We start from the raw sequence: 17,675 nt of genomic DNA on the forward strand, positions 1-17,675 counted from the left end.
TTAAGTTTAAACGGAGAGTAACATGGCAATTCTAACAATGACCAGTCTGGATCTTCAGGGCAAACGTGTGTTGATTCGGGAAGACCTTAATGTACCGGTCAAAGACGGCAAAGTGACGAGTGACGCTCGAATCAGGGCATCATTGCCAACCATTCAAGCAGCAATCGATGCCGGTGCTAAAGTGATGTTGATGTCACACCTTGGCCGACCCACAGAGGGAGAGTTTGACGAGGAATTTTCGCTGCAACCTGTCGCGGAGCACTTGAGTGGCTTGCTTGGCCAGCCTGTGCGTTTGGTCAAGGACTGGCAAGGCGGTGTTGAACTGGCCGATAAAGAAGTCGTGTTGTTTGAAAATGTGCGCTTCAACAAGGGTGAAAAGAAAGACGACGAGACCTTGTCGAAAGCCTACGCGGCACTGTGTGACGTTTTCGTAATGGATGCGTTTGGCACGGCGCACCGGGCCCAGGCATCGACTCACGGTGTGGCAAAATTCGCACCGTTAGCGTGCGCGGGACCTTTGCTTGCAGCTGAATTGGATGCGTTGGCAAAAGCATTGGAAAAGCCGGCTCGCCCGATGGTTGCTATTGTGGGTGGATCGAAGGTGTCAACCAAGTTGACAGTTCTGGAGTCGCTCTCTGACAAGGTGGATCAATTGATTGTGGGTGGCGGGATTGCCAACACGTTCCTGGCGGCGGCTGGTTATAATGTCGGTAAGTCTCTGTATGAAGAAGATTTGCTCGGAAACGCTAAAGCCTTGATGGAAAAAGTCGATATTCCGATGCCGACTGATGTTGTTGTGGCCACTGAATTTTCCGAGTCAGCCACTGCAACTGTTAAAAGCGTTGCAGATGTGCAAGCCGAAGACATGATTTTGGATATCGGGCCTGACTCTTCTGCCAAGCTGGCACAAATACTGAAAGATGCCGGTACAATTCTCTGGAATGGCCCTGTCGGCGTATTTGAATTTGATCAATTTGGTAACGGTACCCAAGCAATTTCCAAGGCGATTGCTGAAAGTCCCGGATTCTCTTTAGCGGGTGGCGGTGATACGCTGGCCGCAGTGGATAAATATGAAATTGCAGATAAAGTCTCCTATATTTCAACCGGTGGCGGAGCGTTTCTGGAGTTTGTAGAAGGTAAGGTTTTGCCTGCAGTGGCTATTCTTGCTGATCGTGGACAGTAATCGTAAAACACATCAATCATACTTGCAGTTCACAGTTTTGGTGGTCTAAAACTGTGAATTGTCAATCGAGTCAAAATGATAGGGCAGGTGTCGCAGGTGAGCAGGGTTGTTGTCTCATCGCGGGCCTGAACGATGCAACTTAGGAGAGAAAAATGGCACTTATCAGTATGCGCCAAATGCTGGATCATGCCGCAGAAAATGGTTATGGCGTTCCCGCATTTAATGTTAATAACCTTGAGCAGATGCGCGCTATTATGATTGCGGCAGATAAAACAGATAGTCCGGTTATCGTGCAGGCTTCTGCAGGAGCCAGAAAGTATGCCGGAGCGCCATTTCTGCGTCACCTGATTCTGGCTGCAGTTGAAGAATTCCCACATATTCCGGTTTGTATGCACCAGGATCATGGTACCTCTCCAGCCGTTTGCCAGCGCTCCATCCAATTGGGTTTTTCATCGGTTATGATGGATGGCTCTCTGGGAGAAGACGGCAAGACTCCAATGGACTACGAATATAATGTTGACGTTACACGTAGAACCGTTGAAATGGCGCACGCGTGTGGTGTTTCTGTAGAGGGTGAGCTGGGCTGTTTGGGCTCTTTGGAAACCGGTGAAGCGGGCGAAGAAGATGGTATTGGTGCAGTGGGGAAATTAAGCCATGACCAGTTGCTGACCGATCCCGAAGAAGCGGCACAGTTTGTCAAAGAGACACAAGTCGACGCCTTGGCAATTGCTTGCGGAACCAGTCATGGTGCCTACAAGTTTACTCGACCTCCCACCGGTGATATTTTGGCGATCGATCGAATCAAGGAGATCCACGCCCGCATTCCTTCAACACACTTGGTGATGCATGGTTCCTCCTCTGTGCCTCAGGACTGGCTGGCGGTGATCAACGAATACGGTGGCGAAATTCCGGAAACTTACGGTGTGCCTGTTGAGCAGATCCAGGAAGGTATCAAGCACGGTGTTCGAAAAGTGAATATCGATACTGATTTGCGTCTGGCTTCTACGGGGGCTATTCGTCGTTTTCTGGGACAAAATACCGCTGAGTTTGATCCTCGAAAATATTTAGCGGTTGCCACTAAAGCGATGACCGAAATTTGTATTGCACGTTACGAATCGTTTGGTACTGCAGGGAATGCCAGCAAAATCAAGGTCGTTTCTCTGGAATCCATGTTCGAGCGTTACCTTGACGGGTCGCTTAACCCTCACGTAAATTAATTCAGCAGCCAGTCCGGTTGTATGAATTCGGGTGCCGTAAATCGGCATCCGCCTCCTGAATTCCGATATGCATAATAATTTGCTTAAAGCCGATCTGTTGTTGGTTTTGGTTACCGTGCTCGCCGCAGCAGGGTGGATATTTTCAAAAGAAGCGCTCGTAGCTGTCGCGCCATTTGCCTTCCTGGCCATCCGATTTGTTCTTGCTGCACTGACGCTTGCCGTCATTCGCCCTCGTTCTGTGCTTGAATTAACGGCACCGCAGTGGAAATGGTCGCTGTTAAGTGGTTTGACCTTTGCTCTAGCGATTTGTATCTGGATCAAGGGGTTGAGTACCACCTCCTATTTGGGAGAAGGGGCGTTTATAACCAGTATGGCAGTTTTACTGGTGCCGCTGGTGAGTAAATTTTTATTCAAAGAATTAGTACCGCTCTCTGCCTGGGTTGCTTTACCCATTGCCGTTCTTGGCCTGGCCTTTTTAACCTTGGCAGATAGACCATCGATCACGAATGCGCCGGCAGGTGTTCCGATATCCCAAATTTATTTTTTGGCAGCTGCAATTTGTTTCGCTTTTCACTTTGTCTTTACGACCTACGTGGTTGGCAAGGTACCGGCTCACCCCCTGACGATGATTCACTTGTTTATGGTGGGCTGTGTTTCCGGTGTATTGGCTTGGAACGCAGAGCAGTGGGATGGTACCTGGAATGCCTGGGGGTTGGATATTTGGGCCTGGATACTGGCAAGTGCATGGTTGGCAACCTGTATGCGCTTTTTCATTCAGACTTATGCTCAGGGGCTGGCGCCTGCCAGCCATGCTGCTGTCATATTGATCCTGGAGCCTGTTTTGACGACATTAGCGGCCTGGTTGTGGTTCTCGGAATCGTTATCTGCTGCACAAATTCTGGGTTGTTCGTTGATATTTGGTGCCCTGATTGTGAATCGTTGGCGCTACGTTGTGCGCATTCTGAAACATTAGCCGATCTTGCTTTACCGGTTTAACAGGTCAAGCGGAAAGCGTTGCCACATTTTTTGATAGGTTCCGTCTTGATGCATGCTTGCCAATGCTTTATCAATTTGCCTCTTTCGATTCGCGGCTTCGGGATGTTGCCGTGAAAACATAATGTAGCCATATTCCGTCATACTTTCCGGGGATTGATAGGCGATTTGGTTAGCCCAGTCTGCGATGTAGCGCTTACCTTCTGTTATCCCCGTGTACAGATTATCGACATACAGCTCAGGTCTGTCCCTGCTCAAGAGTTGCCATGCAAGCTGTGATTGACTGACATAGTGAACATTAATTTTCAGGCGTTCGAATTCTTTTTCATACCAATACCCGATGACACCAATGAGATTGTAGTTTTGAAGGTCGGCGAAACGGTTGAACGTGATGCCGTCCGGATACTGGTTTTTGCGGTAAAACACGGCATTGGGGTTCTCTGAAATATGGAGTGCTGAAAAAAGGAAGTCTTTTTCCCGTTCTGGTGTCTTCACCCATTGATAGGTTGCAACATAATCGCCAATCTTGACCTCGTATGCTGCCCGCGCCCAAGGGAAAAAATCAAATTCTGCTTTTAATCCCGCGCGCCGGCAGGCTTCCCGAATGATTATTGTTGATGGGCCGTTGTCAGGGAGTTGTTCGGAGACAAATGGTGGGTATTCTCCCGTTGCGAAGTGGATGATATTCAAATCTTCGGCACTGGCACACCTGACAACGAAAAACTGAACAATCAGCAAACCTAAAGTTATCAAATTCCATCTATTGACCATATCACTCCCTTTTTTTAATTTGCTTGCGACCGTTGACAATTCAAGTGGCTTTGTTGTTTCGAGTGACTCGAGCAATCTGCCTGTCTGTATTTTAGGAGACCGTTTTCGATCTTTCGACTGCCCTGAAAGTGAAACTTCCGCTTTTTTTAGGGGCATTTTCATAAGTTATCCTGATCCACGAAGCCTGTTTGAATGTTTCCAGCCTCTGGCGTAATCAGCATTGGTCTGATCTCTAGGTGTCGGTTTGTTGGTGTATGTAAGCGGGGGTGTAACAGGATTATTTTCTGTATGTGAATGTGAATTAATGTTGCTTAATGTGTTTCTTTTGTGTCGGTGAACGGTGGTGTCAACTTTTGGTAACAAAATGGCAACAGTTGTCCCTCCTTTCTGGCCTGCAATCTGCGTAGTGCAAGGTGATTTTTCAATTTATTGCATTTGAAAGTGGTGTTTATCAGGCATCAAGCCTGGTGCATCGAGTACGTGGAGGGAAATCGCCGTGCTAAAGTTTGATTTCGGAAAATACAAAGGGATCATCGTTTCGATCGCTTTGTTTTTGTTGTTGGATGCATCTGTTTTACTGCTTAACTTTTATATTTCTTTCGAAATTGCAGAAGATGCCAATGATGTAAACCTCGCTGGTCGACAGCGCATGTTATCCCAGCGAATGGTTAAATCCCTGTTTGACCTTGATTCTGCGCTGGGCACATCGGCTGATGAGAACCGGGCGTTGACTGAATTACAGTTCACCCATGATTTGTTTGATACCACCCTGAATGCGTTTATTGCAGGTGGATCGACCATGAATGCAGCCAAGCAAGAGGTCATGCTCAGCGCCGTAAGTTCTGAAAACGGTGTGCAAGCACTGAAAGAGGCCCAACTGATTTGGGAGCCTTTGCATCAAAAACTACAGCGGGTGTTCAAGTCGTTCGCAAATGGTGTGACGGATGCGGATCTAAGAGTCCTGCTGGATGATGCGTTGAACTATTCCCAGACGAATAACCTGGTATTGCTCCGACTCATGAATGATCTCACAAACGAATTGGAAAGCGTTGCAGCCTCCAAGGCCACGCGACTGCGCATGATTCAGACTGTGGGAATCTCTCTGGCTGTATTGAACTTCTTCATCATCATGTTCCATTTTCTGAGACAGTTGAGAGACAGTGACCGGAAAATAGAAGCGGCCCGGCAGGAGACTGTGGATATTCTAAAAACCGTTAACGAGGGTTTGTTCCTGGTTAAATCAGATTTGAATATTGGTTCTCAATACTCGGAACAGTTGCTAACGATTTTGAATCGACGCGATTTGCGTAACGAAAGTCTGGAGAGCCTGCTGAGCAATATCGTGACCGAGAAGGATCTTAAAACAGCCCTGAGTTTTGTGGGGTTGTTATTCAATGGCAAAGTTAAAGAGAAGCTGATTGGTGATCTTAATCCGCTGCAAGAGGTGGAAGTGAATATCGCAAATCGTGACGGGGGTTTTGAAACTAAATATCTCAGTTTTGATTTTGCTCGAGTGACTCGACGCGGGACCGGGGAATCCGGTGCAGGAGCTCAGGAAGTGCTGGTTACCGTCACCGACGTCACTGCCCGTGTACGCCTGGAGCGCGAACTGGAAGAAACCAAGGCACACAACGAACAGCAGTTGGAAATGCTGACCAGCATACTACATACCGATGCGAATCTGCTTGGCACATTCATCTCTCAATCGTTCAATCGGTTTCAGAGGATCAATGATAATCTGCGTCAACCGGTCAAGAACAATTTCAGCTATCGGCAGAAAAATGACGCTATTTTCCGGGAAGTACATGCTTTCAAAGGAGATGCCAGTGCATTAGGTCTAAATCGTTTCGAAGAGCTTGCCCATCAATTCGAGAATGAACTGGAGCGTCTTAACGGTACTCATGGATTAAAAGGCAGTGATTACCTGACCTTGGCTGTCCAGCTTGACCGGCTTATGAATGATATGGAAATGATTCAACAGTTGATAACCAAACTCGCGAGCTTTAATTCAGTGACCTCGATTGCCCCCAACTTATCTCCGGTTGTTTCCGGGAATAAAATCCCGTGGGTTAACCTGGATGATTTGGTGGATAAAGTATCATCCCGCCAAGCGAAAAAAGTAATGCTGGTCACTTCAGGGTTACAGGAAGTTGCAGTGAGCGACGATGTCAGGAGTGTGTTGAATGATGTCGTGGTTCAACTTGTGCGAAATGCGGTTTGTCACGGACTCGAAGAGCCAAAACAACGTCTGTTTAACAACAAGCACCCTAAAGGGCGAATTGATGTTCGCCTGGCTCGCTTACCAAACGGATCGCTGGAGCTTGCTGTTCAGGACGATGGGCGCGGGCTTGACGCTGAGACGATCCGGGCGAAAGCATTATCCATGGGCCGCTGGTCTCGAGAAGAGCTGGAGTCCTGGGAAAACAAAAAACTGCTTTCGGTTATGTTCCAGCCGGGATTCTCCACTGCGGTTTCTGTGAGTGAGGATGCGGGTCGTGGTGTGGGAATGGATGTAGTGATGCAGCGCATCAATTCACTGCAAGGGAAAATTTCGATTTCCCACAAGCCGGGTCACTACTGCCGGTTTGTGGTTCAAATTCCTGAACCTGAAAGTCGTTGCCAAGCAGCTTGATACGGCATTTCGAAAGGAGAGAATAGTATGCTGAAACTGATGATTGTGGATGATTCGAATATTATCCGGCGCAAGATTGAGCGGGCTCAGAGTCGCTCGCGTTTTGAGGTTGTCGGGGCTGCCGTTAACGGCGCAGATGCTGTTGAAAAATTTCAACAATGGAGTCCGGACGTGGTGACGATGGATCTGACGATGCCTGAGATGGATGGTATTCAATGTATTCGCACGCTGATAAATCTGAATCCGGATGTGCTGATCCTTGTTGTATCTGCATTATCGGATAAAGCGACCGGAATTGAGGCACTGGAACAGGGAGCCAGTGGTTTTCTGTGTAAGCCGTTTAATGATGAAAAATTGATTGATGCGTTGAATGAGTTGACGGAGGGCGTTCATGTCTGAAAAAACATTACAGGTCTTTATCGATGGCGTGGTGCGGTATTTTCATCATACCCAGGATAAAGATGTCAAATTGGGAACCCCTTACCTGGTCGAAAACAGTTCGCCGGCGGCATTTGACTATACCGGTATTATCGGTGTTTCAGGTGCATCCAAGGGGTGTGTTTATTTTACTGCACCGAGTGCTTTGTTGAGACACTTACTGCTGAGCCTGGGGGAAACGGACACCAACTCGGAGAATATGGTGGATTTAGTGGGGGAGGTAGCCAACACCATCTCGGGTAATGCCCGTAGTGAGTTCGGCAAGGATTTTATGATTTCGGTTCCCGTTGTTGTGCAAGGTGCGCCAGATCAGATCCACTTACCTCGCTCGATGCGTTCCTATGTTATTCCGGTCTACTGGAAAGCCTACAGTGCGGCGGTCGTGATTTCGTTGATTCAATAATCTCTTCTCCAATCACACAAAGATTCGTCCCGGAATTTGCGTTCAGCATGGCTACGCACCAAACCGGGACGATCCAAATGTCATGGCATTTCCTTCGGATACAACTCTAGAGTATTTGCTCCAAAATGACGCCTCAAGTGTATTTTCTTGCCATATTTGTGAGCGAGGGAGTTTGTTGCTCACCAAAATGGTGCCATTCCGCGTGACAGAAAAGTCCCAACTGTAGTTCCACGACTATTGATCGCTGCATTTTCATTGTGTTTTGGATGTTACAAAAATACACAGTGAGTCGGTACATTAATTGCGAATAGTACATAGATTACAAACAGTACATAGATTACAAACAGTACATAGATTACAAACAGTACATAGATTACAAACAGTACATTAATTGTAAACAGTACTTTAATCGCGAATACCGAATAGCACATTCACTGCGATGTGAGTAACCAGTCTGCAGCCCGGGATGGTTGTTTAGCTGGCACGGTCTAGCTGGCAAAGTCGTACAGTCCTGGATTCAGCTTCTGAATTCACCTGGATTTGTGCAAGCAAAGATTAATTGCATCGTAATATTGGAAAACGGCACGAGGTGACACTTGAAAACGATTTTAGCACCCGTTAACTGGCTTGTGATTGCACTCGGATATCGTCAGGTTGTCTGGATGGAGATGGCAATTGGCGGTTTGGCCTTGACGATTCTTTTACTTTGGCCTGATCAGGTTTGGAGTTATTCACTCCTGGTTAGTGCCTTTTATTTGTTATTTGGAACGCTTTATATGGTGGAGCAGGATATTGTTCGCATCAAAAAGGCGTGTGACGTTGCAGATGTGAAACGCATTGATCATCGTGATCTCTATCTGCAGTCTGGCCCCCTGTCTGATCTCTTGGATTCTTTTAAAGTGGTGCTGAGAGATGTGCATCGTAGTCAGGGCAGTATGGTGGATAAGTTGGATGAAGTGACCCACTCCCATGAAGAGTTGCAAAAAACGGCCTCGATACTCGCCGATAACACTCAGACCCAAAGTGATGCGATTGCATCCGGTGCTGCGGCTGTGCTGGAGATGAGTCAGGGGATTGATAATGTGTCCCAGTTGGCTGCTGAAACTTCGCAACGGGCCAAGGAAGCTTCCCAGCTGGCGCAAGTCGGGAAGCAGCATGTTGATTTGGCGCGTGCGGATATCAGTGCGATGGAATTACGCGCAGAAACCACTGCGAATCTGATGCGTGAGCTGGATGAACAATCCCGATCCGTAAGTCAAATCACTGACGTGATTCAATCAATTTCGGAGCAAACCAATCTGCTTGCGTTAAATGCAGCTATTGAGGCAGCACGAGCCGGTGAGTTGGGCCGCGGATTCGCCGTCGTTGCAGATGAAGTGCGAGCCCTGGCGCAACGTAGTCATGAATCTGCCAGTGAAATCTCAAGTAGAATCAGCAATGTGACCCAGGTCATTGAGAGCGTTACAGTCAGTACCGGTGAAGTTTTGCAATTGGCGAAACAGAGTGTAGCCAGTACCCAGAAAGCAGAACACGCGTTGAATGAGATTTTAATTAAATCCAGCGAAGTGTGTGACTGTGTTGCCTTGGTGGCAACCAACACAGAGCAACAAAGTGCCGCTTCCGCTGAAATTTCACACCGAATAGACGATATCCACTCAAGTGCAGATCAAAACAATGCGCTTGCGCAGCAGGCTGTGAATGTCGCGAACCATCTGGCCAGTTTGACTGCCATTCACTAAGTCGGTGGCACGGGATAATGAGCAAAACCCGGTTGGAAAGGAACAACATATGAATGAACTTGCTATCAACTCGACCTCACTGACGATAACTGTAGTATTGCCGATACTGTTGCTGATTCTGATCGGCGTGTTGTTCTTGCGTAAGGTCAGACAGCAAAGGAAAGAGCAGATTGAAGGGTTAAACCTGATCTTAACGATTACCAGACTCGTTAAATTACTGCAGCAGCACCGGGGTCTAAGTTACGGATTGCTACGAGGTGATCGTGAACTCCTGGTGCGGCTTAATCAGGTTGAGCAGCAAATTGGAAACTGTATCGGTACCTTGATGCCGGTACCTCGGGTGCTCTCGGAGCTGGAACGTTGGGTCGGGTTTGAAAGTCACTGGGCGTCATTATCCCGTCGTAACCTGGAGATTACCGCAGAAAATAATCTTGAGCAGCATAGTTTAATGATCGCAAACCTGCTGTTTATGATTGAGGATATCGCGGAGGTTAGTCATTTAACTGACAATGATATTAAATCAGATATGAAGATCAGCAATCTGTGGCGCCTCATGTTGCAATCGGCCGAGTGGGTAGGCCAGGCCAGGGCATTGGGAACCGGCGTTGCCGCGACCGGGACTTGTACTAGCGTAGAACGAATTCGGTTGAAGTTCTTGCGTGGTAAAATTGCGATGTCCATGGCGATGATAAATTCTCAGGATTCCGGTCTGGCGGAAGCGGTTGAATTGCCCTTGCGTGGTTTGCAAAACCTCTTGCAGACAATGGATGAGAGCCTGATCACCGCGCAGCGCCCCTCCGTCACACCAGAGCATTATTTTGACTTGGCGACTGAATCAATCGAGTCAATAATCAAGGTGTTTGACGAATTGATTGGACGTTTACAGGGGATTATTAAAGTTTGATTTCTATGTGCGGATCCAGCCTCAATGAACTACGCTTGTAAGTACATCAGATATTTACGAGGAAACCAACATGGAGCTGTCTTCACAGCAGATTGCAGAAATCGAGATTTTGAGTCTGTTTAACCTGTCCAGTATGCAGGAAGGTATCAAGGTTCACCATACTGCGGCTCCAGAGGCGATCTCTGCGACTCACAGACTGTTTGACAAGGGCCTCATTACCCAAAAAGATGGGGGCTACCTCACGAGTCTGGGTCTGGATGCGGCACAACATGTTCAGGGGTTGATGACCATTTTGTCCGGGCATTGATCGAGATTTGGCTCATAGCCCCGTGATTCACATGCATCCCATGCCGGTTCAACGCCGGCAATCAATCCGGCCAACGCTCTGTTTTAAAGCCAGACATATGATTCGCAATCATTTTAATCCAGGTTCTCTCCCACTCGGTCTTGTATCAAGGACTGTTTTCCTCGGAATTTATTTCTTCTTTTCGATCGTACAGGCTCAGGCGGAAACCGGCATTACCGTCCGGGTGATTAACCAGAATGGTGACCCTGTCCAGGATGCTGTGCTGGAGACTCGGGAACGTGTTTTTCCTGAGACATTACCCCGCGGCTCTGCGGAAATGGATCAAATTGACCGTCAATTTGTACCCTTTGTCTTGCCTGTTATGGTGGGTACCCAGGTTCAGTTCCCAAATCGTGACAATATTCGGCATCACGTGTATTCATTTTCCAATCCCAAACCGTTTGAACTCAAGCTTTATAGTGGGCGCTCCGCCCCACCTGTGACTTTTGAAAAGCACGGAGTGGTTGTACTGGGGTGTAATATTCATGATCACATGATTGGCTATATCTACATCTCGCGGGCTCCTTTTGCACAGACAGCGGCTGATGGGCTGGCTAATCTCCCTTATAAAGATCGTAAATGGACTGTATGGCATCCATGGATTGTGGGAGGGCAGCCAATTGAAAAAGTAATTGCAGATGCCGCAGACAGGAAGGGCGTTGTGGAGATAGAAATTGCGCTGGATTTGCCGGTTCAGCAAAGCACTAAAAAGTCTTTGCTGGAACGACGTTTCAAGCGCAAAACACCGGACTGAACCCACGTAGCCCTTTCTTTTGAGCTTTTAGAAAAGATTAAACACAGTGATAAAACAGAACTTTAAAAGGCGTCTTCAGGTTTGGTTTATTGGTCTGGTGTTTGTGACACTTGCGATCTTCCTCCTTTCCGTTTGGGGGGCGACCAATAACCATATCGTTTCCAACGCTGAAAAAGAACTCGCCGTTAGTGAGCGGGTTTTTTCCAGACTGTTAGACCTCCGGGGCCGGCAACTGACAACCTCAGCCACCGTACTAGCGGATGACTTTGGCTTCAAGCAGGCGATTGCAACCGAGGATAGGGATACGGTTCTTTCAGCGCTGATTAACCACGGCGACCGTATTGGTACCAAGATGATTGTTTTATTGTCTCCCACTGGCACCGTTCTGGAATCAAGCCATGCCATTGAAGCGTCAGAAAACCTTTTAGCCCGGTTGCAACTTCAGAATCAGGCAAGTGTTTCGGGTGCAGCGCTTGAGTCGGAAAACTCATCGCAAGCAGAGTCGCCACAGGAAGCTTACGATTTGATTGTCGCGGAGAACAGCATATTTCAAATTGTATTTGTTCCTGTCAAAGCGCCAAATCTTATTGCCTGGGTCGGGCTGGGATTCGCAATCGATGGTGAACTGGCGCAAAGCCTCAAGTCCGTCACGGGGGCTGATATTACTTTTGTTAATCATCCTGAGAAGCATCCAGCCACGTTGTTGGTGTCTACCTTGACCGAACGATTGCAGGAAATGTTGAAGGCGGTGATCGCACGACCCGAATTCAATGACGATACGGTTGATTTGAAGGATCGGGTAAGAAGCTTTTTGAATACTGCGTTGGCTGATGAGGCGATTATATCCCAGGCCGTAGATGCCCAGCAGCTCGGGGCTGGGCAGATCGATATTTTACTGACCGCGTCCCTTCAAACTGCGCTTGAGGGTTTTATACCATTGAAACTGCAAATGCTAACGATTGCTGTGCTGGCATTGGCGGGCTCGATCCTCTTGATCAGTTTTATTGCCAAGTCGGTTCATAAACCCATACAACACTTGGTTCAGGTGGCATTACGGATGAGTCGTGGGGACTATACTCATGTTTTTGAAACACCTCGAAACGATGAGTTTGGTACATTGGCTTCCACGCTAAACCAAATGCAGGAAGCCATAATCGATCGTGAGCGTCGCATCCTTTATCAATCTCAACATGATTGGTTGACCAATTTGCCCAATCGCCAACTTATTGGTGATAAGGTGCTTGAACGCATTGCGCGAGCTCCCGAAGATACCTTTGTATTGATGGTGCTTAATGTCAATAATTTCCGCCAGTTTCAGGATACTTTTGGCGAAAATCTAAGTGATGAGATATTGATTCAGGTCGGGATGCGTTTGCAACGAATCTCAGGATATGAAGAGACAGTTGCCCGGTTTGAGGGGGATCAATTTGTACTGCTGCTGGAAGAACTGGCCGAAGCCGAGTTGCAATCCGAGGGTCAGAAGTTGTTGTCTTACATGACTGAGCCCTATATATGTGAAAAAACAGAGCTGAATATTAACTTCACCATTGGTGCGGCAATCTATCCGGATCATGGCAAGAATAAAGATGATTTGTTTCGCCGGGCAAATATTGCGATCAAGCGTGCCCACACGGGTCAGGGCGCCGTCAGCGTTTATCAGGAAGGCGAGGATGAGCGCCACCTGCGTGAGATCAATATCAGCAATTACCTTCATGACGCACTGGACAACGATAAATTTACGCTGTTTTTCCAACCCAAATATTGCCTGAAACAAAAACGCGTCACCCAGGTTGAGGCGCTTCTGCGTTGGACGCACGAAGAATTGGGATTTATTTCGCCCGAAGAGTTTATACCGATAGCGGAGCAATCCGGAAATATCGGTCGCTTGACCCAATGGGTGTTTCGACAAGTTCTCCGTCAAATCCGTATCTGGCAGGATATGGAACTCAACATTGGCATCGCAATGAATCTTTCGGCGGCAGATCTGTTAAATGAAAATTTGCCACACCAGTTTATCAGTTATTTGCGAGAGCAACGGATCGATACAAGTTATTTGACCCTGGAAATCACCGAAAGCGCGGTGATGCTGGATCCGGAACGGGCATTGGAGAGTTTGAATATTTTGCGGGATTTCGGAATCAAGCTGGCCATCGATGACTATGGCACAGGGTATTCGTCCCTTGCCCAAATAAAACGTTTTCCCGTCGATGAGTTGAAGATCGATAAATCCTTCGTGCTGCGTCTGGATCAAAATGCAGATGATGCCATCATCGTCCGTTCGACGATTGAGTTGGGGCATAACCTGGGTTTGAAGGTAGTCGCTGAAGGGGTAGAAAATCAGGAGAGCGTAAAAATACTGGAATCCTTGGGTTGTGACACCTTGCAGGGCTACTACATCAGCAGGCCGGTTCCTGCAGAGGCGTTTGAAAAATGGGTGGTGGATTATGAGCTGTCGACAGAAGTCTGAAATGCTGTACGAATTCAGTTTAAGTGTATTTCTCCGTTTGTGGCGAAGCAGTTTGGTGTTAGGGGGACTGCTGGCAGCCTCGGTTGCTGCCGAAGCGGGAAGCCGAATTCTCGCCACCGGCGGTGGCTCGCAAATTGAAGGTGCTGGAGGAGGCGGGCTGGTTCCCTGGGCAGCGATGTCCAGTTATGCGTCCAGTGATGAATATGGCGGGACGGCTTTTATTACCGAGGCACGTTTCGATGATTACCGTTTGTCTGTCTATGGTGCCAGCTTTTCAGCATTTAACCGGTTTGAGGTATCCGTAGCACAGCAGCGATTCGATCTAACATCTCAGGGGGCAGAGCTGAGTCAGAATATTTATGGCTTGAAAGCTCGAGTTTTTGGTGACCTGATCTATGAAGCCTGGCCTCAGGTTGCACTGGGTATTCAGCACAAGCAAAACAAAACTTTCGCAATTCCAGGGCTATTTGGCGCCAGTGAAGACAATGGCACAGACTTCTATCTATCTGCCGCCAAAATCTGGTTGAATGGACCATTAAACCGAAACTGGCTAGGAAATTTTACCCTCCGTGCCACCAAAGCGAATGAAACCGGTCTCGTTGGATTTGGTGGGCCGGGTGCCAAGTATGAGTTTATGGCGGAGGCATCTCTGGCGGTACTCTTGAATCGCTATCTTGCTGCAGGAGCGGAATACCGCCAAAAGCCTGACCATCTTGCTGTTGGCGAGCAGGACTGGAAAGATATTTTTATCGCGGTATTTCCCACCAAAAGCGTTGCAATCGTGGGTGCCTACGTGGACTTGGGCAAGGTCGCAGGTGTCACCGATCAGCAGGGCTTTTACGCATCGATTCAAGCGTCTTTCTAGGGGGCGGATTTCTCAGGTGATTTGTTCTCGCCTAGTGTCAAGGTGTAACCTGAAAGACGTCGTAACGTAGAATGATCCAAAATGTAAAACGGTCCAAATGGGGGAGTGAAGAAAAATGATCCTTAGAATAATACTGGCCGGTGTAGTTATCTTTTTCTCGGGTTGTGCTTCGGTACCAAATGATCAGCTGTACCGTGACTTGGGCGAGATGGATGGCATTACCCGTCTGATCGATGAGTTTGTCTTTGAAATTTCGGGTAATGCAAAATTGCATGAGCAGTTCAAGGAGACCGATTGGGAGCGTTTTCACGAAAAGCTGGTAACCCAGGTGTGTGAATTGAGTGGTGGCCCTTGTGTGCTTGAGGGGGATTCGATGGCGGAGATTCACAAAGGCATGGGGGTAAAAGAAAGTGAGTTCAACTCCCTTGTGGAAAATCTGATGGTTGCTATGGATCGTTTGGCTGTGCCGGTGTCCGCTCAAAACCGTCTTCTGGCCAAGCTCGCACCGTTTCACAAGGATATTGTTGAACAGCCTTGAAGCTGAAACCCAGAAACCAGTCGTATCTAAATCTGTTGAAAGCCTGTTCTGCCGGAAAGGATAACAAAGGATCGCAGTATGAGAGACCTGATCAACACCGATAGACCGGTCCGACGAGCAATAAACCCCTCTTTGATCTACGCTTTCGCATTGGTGTGGGGGTTGTCATTGTTGAGTGGTTGTCAGTCGTTTGAAATTTTGAATGATCGCAACAGTGCCGCCTCATTTCAAAATCTTAAAACCTATGCCTTTGTACGAACAGATCCAGAACGGAGGATAACGGAATCAGAGTCACAGCAGGCTGAGCAATCTTGGCCGGTTTCTCTTGATGAAGGACGTGTCAGACAGGCGTTACAGCGAGTCTTGCAACAAAAGGGATATGAATATCGTCCCGGAGAGGAGGTTGATATGTTGGTTCGTGTCAAAATCGAGAATGAACTTCGGTTTCGAGCCCGGCCCTTGGCACAGCCGCTTATATCTTCTCGCTTCAGAGACTTTCCAGGGGGGGGCGATGTGACCTGGGAGCCTTATCAGGGTACCCAGATTGTGATTGAAGTTCAGGATAGGTCCGAACAGGTGATCTTGTGGCAGGGAAAAGCCCGATCTCCGGGGTTTGATAAAATGAGCCCGAGAAAACGTGATCAGGAAGTCGCACGTCAGGTCGATGCCATGTTAAAGTCTTTTCCAGCTGCTCTGGAAAACTAGAGCCTGATTCAAGATTTTAACCAGATTGAGAAGCATAACGTGAGCACTACTTGGCATCGATCCAGCCTGCTACGCAACTTGAAACCGCTAGATTTGACACTTGAGACTGATTTTACGGAAGAAGAACTGGCCTACTTGCAATACTATGGTCTGGATCTCCAGGATCAGCGTCCGGGTGTTCGCCAATATTTGGGATACGTGTCTGTATACAGTTTTCGGGTTGCTGTTCAGGTATTCAAGCCTGAACGTCCCAGGGCTACGGTTATGGTTCTGCACGGCTATTTTGATCATGTGGGCTTATACCATCATCTAATTCGCTATTTAGTTGATAAACAATACACTGTCGTCAGCTACGATTTACCTGGGCATGGTTTATCGACCGGCGAGCCCGCAGCCATCACCAGTTTTGTTCAGTATCAATCTGTGCTTTCTACCTGTTTGCGAGCCGTAAAGGGGACGTTGCCGGAGCCGTTGTTTGCAGTCGGGCAAAGTACCGGAGCGGCAGTGTTGATCGATTACTTTCTGTCGATGCGCCACCACCGGACGAATAGTGCTTTCCGCTCGGTTGTATTTCTGGCACCATTGGTCAGGCCCTTTGGCTGGAAGTCGTCGTTATTATTACTCTCTGTGCTAAAGCCTTTTTTTAAAACCTGGAAAAGAGTGTTCAGGGATAACTCCAGTGACCATGATTTCCTGTTGTTTTTGAGAGAAGAAGATCCATTGCAATCGAAGGTACTTTCAGTGGATTGGGTGGCAGCATTGAGGGAATGGATTCCGCGAATAGAAGCTGCAGATCCCGTCGATATGCCTGTTACAATTATTCAGGGGGAGCGAGATGGTACCGTCGATTGGAGGCATAATCTCGTCGTACTGAGCCGAAAATTTAATCCCTCTGATGTGTTTTATATGAAGAATGCCGAACATCACCTGGTGAACGAAGACCCTGCGACTCGCGAACGCATTTTCACATTAGTGAATAACACATTTACCGCAGCACTCGCTGCAGACAAGTAGTATTTGGGTAAAAGGTATAAAAGGATGAACTTTAAACGTCAAAAATGGGCCGTTTTGGCCGCTTCTGTAGTACTGGCATCGGGTTGTATGACATATGACCCCTATACTGGTGAAGAAAAGGTTTCCAATGCCACTTCCGGCGCGGTTATCGGGGCTGTTGCCGGTGCTGCAATCGGTGCTGCAACATCCAGCAAAAAAGATCGTGGTAAAGGTGCCTTGATTGGCGCTGCTGCAGGTGGTGCTGTTGGTGGTGGTATCGGTTACTATATGGATCAGCAGGAAGCCAAATTGCGTCACCAGCTGGAAGGAACCGGTGTTCGTGTCGTCCGAAATGGTGATCAGATTACGCTGGTTATGCCGGGTAATGTGACTTTCGATACCGGGAAATCCGATATTCGTCCACAATTTCTGGACGTTCTGGGTTCGGTCGCTGTGGTGCTGAAAGAATTTGATGAAACCGCGATCCAGGTATCCGGCCATACCGATTCAACCGGAAGCTTGAGTTTTAACCAGACCCTCAGTGAACAACGCGCATTCAGTGTCAAGAATTACCTGTCTGCTCAGGGCATTTCCAGCGGTCGTATCCACGCTGCAGGTTATGGTCCTCGACAGCCAGTTGCTTCTAACAATACGCCTGAAGGACGGGAAAAGAACCGTCGTGTTGAGTTGAAATTACTGCCACTCTGATTTTTCTGAATCGACAGAA

At 47.9% G+C, this 17,675-nt stretch carries 17 protein-coding genes; 16 read left to right on the forward strand and 1 reads right to left on the reverse strand.

The features are described 5' to 3' along the window. Positions 1-22: 22 nt before the first annotated feature. The 3 genes from OLMES_RS08450 to OLMES_RS08460 all read left to right on the forward strand — a co-directional run bounded on the left by OLMES_RS08450 (position 23) and on the right by OLMES_RS08460 (position 3,373). Complete coding sequence (locus OLMES_RS08450) at positions 23-1,183, forward strand: phosphoglycerate kinase (RefSeq protein WP_087460858.1); 1,161 nt, start codon at positions 23-25, stop codon at positions 1,181-1,183. Between the two features lie 152 nt (positions 1,184-1,335). After that, a complete protein-coding gene (fba, locus tag OLMES_RS08455) occupies positions 1,336-2,400 on the forward strand; it encodes a class II fructose-bisphosphate aldolase (RefSeq protein ID WP_087460859.1) in 1,065 nt (354 codons plus the stop codon). Positions 2,401-2,467: 67 nt separating this feature from the next. Further along, positions 2,468-3,373 (forward strand): DMT family transporter, encoded by a 906-nt coding sequence (locus OLMES_RS08460; protein ID WP_087460860.1) that lies wholly within the window; start codon positions 2,468-2,470, stop codon positions 3,371-3,373. An 11-nt stretch (positions 3,374-3,384) separates the two neighbouring features. On the opposite strand, the gene OLMES_RS08465 is transcribed toward OLMES_RS08460, so the two are convergent. After that, on the reverse strand, positions 3,385-4,326 hold the full coding sequence (locus tag OLMES_RS08465) for a substrate-binding periplasmic protein (protein WP_087460861.1): 942 nt from the start codon (positions 4,324-4,326) through the stop codon (positions 3,385-3,387). A 334-nt stretch (positions 4,327-4,660) separates the two neighbouring features. Between OLMES_RS08465 and OLMES_RS08470 the strand changes: the two genes are divergently transcribed. The 13 genes from OLMES_RS08470 (at position 4,661) to OLMES_RS08530 (ending at position 17,656) form a co-directional block, all read left to right on the forward strand. Beyond that, on the forward strand, positions 4,661-6,796 hold the full coding sequence (locus OLMES_RS08470) for an ATP-binding protein (protein WP_087460862.1): 2,136 nt from the start codon (positions 4,661-4,663) through the stop codon (positions 6,794-6,796). Positions 6,797-6,823: 27 nt separating this feature from the next. Further along, positions 6,824-7,195 carry a response regulator gene (locus OLMES_RS08475; RefSeq protein ID WP_087460863.1) on the forward strand — a complete coding sequence of 124 codons (372 nt, stop codon included), beginning with the start codon at positions 6,824-6,826 and terminating at the stop codon, positions 7,193-7,195. Continuing rightward, the gene (locus OLMES_RS08480) at positions 7,188-7,637 is read left to right on the forward strand and encodes a chemotaxis protein CheX (protein ID WP_087460864.1); all 450 of its coding nucleotides are present in this window, start codon (positions 7,188-7,190) and stop codon (positions 7,635-7,637) included. The genes OLMES_RS08475 and OLMES_RS08480 overlap by 8 nt, the downstream gene beginning before the upstream one ends. Positions 7,638-8,233: 596 nt before the next feature. Continuing rightward, positions 8,234-9,376 carry a methyl-accepting chemotaxis protein gene (locus OLMES_RS08485; protein WP_157678223.1) on the forward strand — a complete coding sequence of 381 codons (1,143 nt, stop codon included), beginning with the start codon at positions 8,234-8,236 and terminating at the stop codon, positions 9,374-9,376. A 49-nt stretch (positions 9,377-9,425) separates the two neighbouring features. Then, the gene (locus OLMES_RS08490; protein ID WP_087460866.1) at positions 9,426-10,280 is read left to right on the forward strand and encodes a nitrate- and nitrite sensing domain-containing protein; all 855 of its coding nucleotides are present in this window, start codon (positions 9,426-9,428) and stop codon (positions 10,278-10,280) included. Between the two features lie 70 nt (positions 10,281-10,350). Next, positions 10,351-10,587, forward strand: coding sequence for a TIGR02647 family protein (locus tag OLMES_RS08495; RefSeq protein ID WP_087460867.1), 237 nt, complete (start codon positions 10,351-10,353; stop codon positions 10,585-10,587). A gap of 7 nt (positions 10,588-10,594) precedes the next feature. Beyond that, positions 10,595-11,380 carry a methylamine utilization protein gene (locus OLMES_RS08500; protein WP_157678224.1) on the forward strand — a complete coding sequence of 262 codons (786 nt, stop codon included), beginning with the start codon at positions 10,595-10,597 and terminating at the stop codon, positions 11,378-11,380. 46 nt (positions 11,381-11,426) lie between these two features. Continuing rightward, positions 11,427-13,847, forward strand: a complete 2,421-nt coding sequence (locus OLMES_RS08505; RefSeq protein ID WP_087460869.1) for a bifunctional diguanylate cyclase/phosphodiesterase — start codon at positions 11,427-11,429, stop codon at positions 13,845-13,847. After that, positions 13,825-14,712, forward strand: coding sequence for a DUF3034 family protein (locus tag OLMES_RS08510; protein WP_232465296.1), 888 nt, complete (start codon positions 13,825-13,827; stop codon positions 14,710-14,712). The genes OLMES_RS08505 and OLMES_RS08510 overlap by 23 nt, the downstream gene beginning before the upstream one ends. A 115-nt stretch (positions 14,713-14,827) precedes the next feature. Then, a complete protein-coding gene (locus tag OLMES_RS08515; RefSeq protein WP_087460871.1) occupies positions 14,828-15,250 on the forward strand; it encodes a group I truncated hemoglobin in 423 nt (140 codons plus the stop codon). 78 nt (positions 15,251-15,328) lie between these two features. Beyond that, the gene (locus OLMES_RS08520; RefSeq protein ID WP_087460872.1) at positions 15,329-15,955 is read left to right on the forward strand and encodes a DUF4136 domain-containing protein; all 627 of its coding nucleotides are present in this window, start codon (positions 15,329-15,331) and stop codon (positions 15,953-15,955) included. A gap of 39 nt (positions 15,956-15,994) precedes the next feature. Continuing rightward, positions 15,995-16,969 carry an alpha/beta hydrolase gene (locus OLMES_RS08525; RefSeq protein ID WP_087460873.1) on the forward strand — a complete coding sequence of 325 codons (975 nt, stop codon included), beginning with the start codon at positions 15,995-15,997 and terminating at the stop codon, positions 16,967-16,969. 24 nt (positions 16,970-16,993) lie between these two features. Beyond that, complete coding sequence (locus tag OLMES_RS08530) at positions 16,994-17,656, forward strand: OmpA family protein (protein WP_087460874.1); 663 nt, start codon at positions 16,994-16,996, stop codon at positions 17,654-17,656. Positions 17,657-17,675: the final 19 nt, after the last annotated feature.

This window comes from Oleiphilus messinensis (genome assembly GCF_002162375.1).
In the GTDB taxonomy this organism is placed as follows: Bacteria; Pseudomonadota; Gammaproteobacteria; order Pseudomonadales; family Oleiphilaceae; genus Oleiphilus; species Oleiphilus messinensis.

Coding starts and splice junctions, on each gene's coding strand:
- OLMES_RS08450 (WP_087460858.1), top strand. CDS start 23: ATGGCAATTCTAACAATGACCAGTCTGGATCTTCAGGGCAAACGTGTG.
- fba (WP_087460859.1), top strand. CDS start 1,336: ATGGCACTTATCAGTATGCGCCAAATGCTGGATCATGCCGCAGAAAAT.
- OLMES_RS08460 (WP_087460860.1), top strand. CDS start 2,468: ATGCATAATAATTTGCTTAAAGCCGATCTGTTGTTGGTTTTGGTTACC.
- OLMES_RS08465 (WP_087460861.1), bottom strand. CDS start 4,326: ATGAAAATGCCCCTAAAAAAAGCGGAAGTTTCACTTTCAGGGCAGTCG.
- OLMES_RS08475 (WP_087460863.1), top strand. CDS start 6,824: ATGCTGAAACTGATGATTGTGGATGATTCGAATATTATCCGGCGCAAG.
- OLMES_RS08480 (WP_087460864.1), top strand. CDS start 7,188: ATGTCTGAAAAAACATTACAGGTCTTTATCGATGGCGTGGTGCGGTAT.
- OLMES_RS08490 (WP_087460866.1), top strand. CDS start 9,426: ATGAATGAACTTGCTATCAACTCGACCTCACTGACGATAACTGTAGTA.
- OLMES_RS08495 (WP_087460867.1), top strand. CDS start 10,351: ATGGAGCTGTCTTCACAGCAGATTGCAGAAATCGAGATTTTGAGTCTG.
- OLMES_RS08510 (WP_232465296.1), top strand. CDS start 13,825: ATGAGCTGTCGACAGAAGTCTGAAATGCTGTACGAATTCAGTTTAAGT.
- OLMES_RS08515 (WP_087460871.1), top strand. CDS start 14,828: ATGATCCTTAGAATAATACTGGCCGGTGTAGTTATCTTTTTCTCGGGT.
- OLMES_RS08520 (WP_087460872.1), top strand. CDS start 15,329: ATGAGAGACCTGATCAACACCGATAGACCGGTCCGACGAGCAATAAAC.
- OLMES_RS08530 (WP_087460874.1), top strand. CDS start 16,994: ATGAACTTTAAACGTCAAAAATGGGCCGTTTTGGCCGCTTCTGTAGTA.